General features: G+C 52.9%; 1 tRNA gene and 2 rRNA genes (1 of these 3 cut by a window edge). All 3 read right to left on the reverse strand.

Annotation, left to right across the window (positions count from 1 at the left end):
• A tRNA-Met gene (locus PH7735_RS20195) sits at positions 1–77 on the reverse strand.
• A gap of 101 nt (positions 78–178) precedes the next feature.
• Positions 179–293: ribosomal RNA gene (gene rrf / locus PH7735_RS20200) — 5S ribosomal RNA — on the reverse strand.
• Positions 294–404: 111 nt separating this feature from the next.
• Positions 405–2500: ribosomal RNA gene (locus PH7735_RS20205) — 23S ribosomal RNA — on the reverse strand (it continues 734 nt past the right edge of the window).

Genomic DNA, 2500 nt, shown 5'->3' on the forward strand with positions numbered 1-2500 from the left:
TGGTTGCGGGGGTAGGATTTGAACCTACGACCTTCAGGTTATGAGCCTGACGAGCTACCGGGCTGCTCCACCCCGCGCCAAAGCGAGCGTCATTTTTTGTGACGCGCCCCAAATGATATATTTTGTCTGGGGCATTAGTCATCGTTAGAGAGATACGTTGATTTGAGTTTCTTACTAGGTTTGGCGATGACCTACTCTCCCACGCCTTAAGACGCAGTACCATCGGCGCTACGGTGCTTAACTGCCGGGTTCGGGATGGGACCGGGTGTTTCACTCGCGCTATGATCACCAAACCGAGAAAGAAACTCAGTTCGTTTTGTGTCCAAGTCAAGACTTGCTGTTGTTGTGTATGACTTATTTGGTCCCAATAAGTGAGACAGCGTTTAGTCTGTCTTTTACTGGATCAAATCAAGCCTATCGGGCAATTAGTACCGGTCAACTGAATGCATTGCTGCACTTACATCTCCGGCCTATCGACGAGGTGGTCTACCTCGGCCCTCAGGGATACCTTGTTTTGAGGGGGGCTTCCCGCTTAGATGCCTTCAGCGGTTATCCTGTCCGATCATAGCTACCCAGCACTGCTCCTGGCGGAACAACTGGTACACCAGTGGATCGTTCACCCCGGTCCTCTCGTACTAGGGGCAACTCCTCTCAAGTATCCTACACCCACGGCAGATAGGGACCGAACTGTCTCACGACGTTCTAAACCCAGCTCACGTACCTCTTTAAACGGCGAACAGCCGTACCCTTGGGACCTGCTCCAGCCCCAGGATGAGATGAGCCGACATCGAGGTGCCAAACACTGCCGTCGATATGGACTCTTGGGCAGTATCAGCCTGTTATCCCCGGCGTACCTTTTATCCGTTGAGCGATGGCCCTTCCACTCGGGACCACCGGATCACTATGGCCGTCTTTCGACTCTGCTCGACTTGTCAGTCTCGCAGTCAGGCTGGCTTCTGCCATTGCACTCAACGAGCGATTTCCGACCGCTCTGAGCCAACCTTCGCGCGCCTCCGTTACGCTTTAGGAGGCGACCGCCCCAGTCAAACTACCCGCCACGCAGGGTCCCGGATCCGGATAACGGATCGCGGTTAGACATCAAACAGAACAAGGGTGGTATCTCAAGGGAGGCTCCACGACAACTAGCGTCGTCGCTTCAAAGCCCACCACCTATCCTGCACATGTTGTGTCTGATGCCAGTGCGAAGCTGTAGTAAAGGTGCACGGGGTCTTTCCGTCTAACCGCGGGAAGCCTGCATCTTGACAGGCAATTCAATTTCGCTGAGTCTATGTTGGAGACAGCGGGGAAGTCGTTACGCCATTCGTGCAGGTCGGAACTTACCCGACAAGGAATTTCGCTACCTTAGGACCGTTATAGTTACGGCCGCCGTTTACCTGGGCTTCAATTCAGAGCTCTCACCCCTCCTTTTAACCTTCAGGCACCGGGCAGGCGTCAGACCCTATACGTCGTCTTGCGACTTCGCAGAGCCCTGTGTTTTTAGTAAACAGTCGCCACCCCCTAGTTTGTGCCCCCAGTCAATACTTGCGTAGAAACTGGGCCTCCTTCTCGCGAACTTACGGAGGTATTTTGCCGAGTTCCTTCAACATAGTTCTCTCAAGCGCCTTGGTATGCTCTACCAGTCCACCTGTGTCGGTTTAGGGTACGATCTCATGGAGGGCTATTTCCAGGAACCAATCAGCGGCCCCCCCAATCCAATAAGGGGGAACAACCTTCATGATCCGTCACATCCTCCTGGCTCAGGAATATTAACCTGATTCCCATCGACTACGCCTTTCGGCCTCGCCTTAGGGGTCGGCTTACCCTGCTCAGATTAGCTTTAAGCAGGAACCCTTGGACTTTCGGCGAGAGTGTCTCTCACACTCTTTGTCGCTACTCATGTCATCATTCTCACTAGTGATCTCTCCACCGGATCGCTCACGCGCCGGCTTCATCGAAAGAACCTAATCCTCCATGACATTCCGAAGAATGCTAAAGAGGAAAGGTCCTATGTCACACTACGCTCTGCTACCATGCAATAAATGCATCCTAAGCTTCGGCTCATGGCTTGAGCCCCGTTACATCTTCGCCGCAGGACAACTTATTTAGACCAGTGAGCTGTTACGCTATCTTTAAAGGATGGCTGCTTCTAAGCCAACCTCCTGGTTGTTTTGGTCGTCCCACCTGCTTTCCCACTTAGCCATGAATTAGGGGCCTTAGCTGTAGGTCAGGGTTGTTTCCCTCTTCACTACGGACGTTAGCATCCGCAGTGTGTCTGCCGTATATTACTCCCGGGTATTCGGAGTTTGGTTAGGATCAGTAAGCCTGTGGGGCCCCATTACCCATCCAGTGCTCTACCCCCCGGGGTATTCGTACGACGCTCTACCTAAATAGATTTCGCAGAGAACCAGCTATCTCCGAGTTTGATTGGCCTTTCACCCCTAGGCACAGCTCATCCCGATCTTTTTCAACAGATGTGGGTTCGGTCCTCCAGTGCATGTTA

This window comes from Shimia thalassica (genome assembly GCF_001458215.1).
Classification (GTDB): Bacteria; Pseudomonadota; Alphaproteobacteria; order Rhodobacterales; family Rhodobacteraceae; genus Shimia; species Shimia thalassica.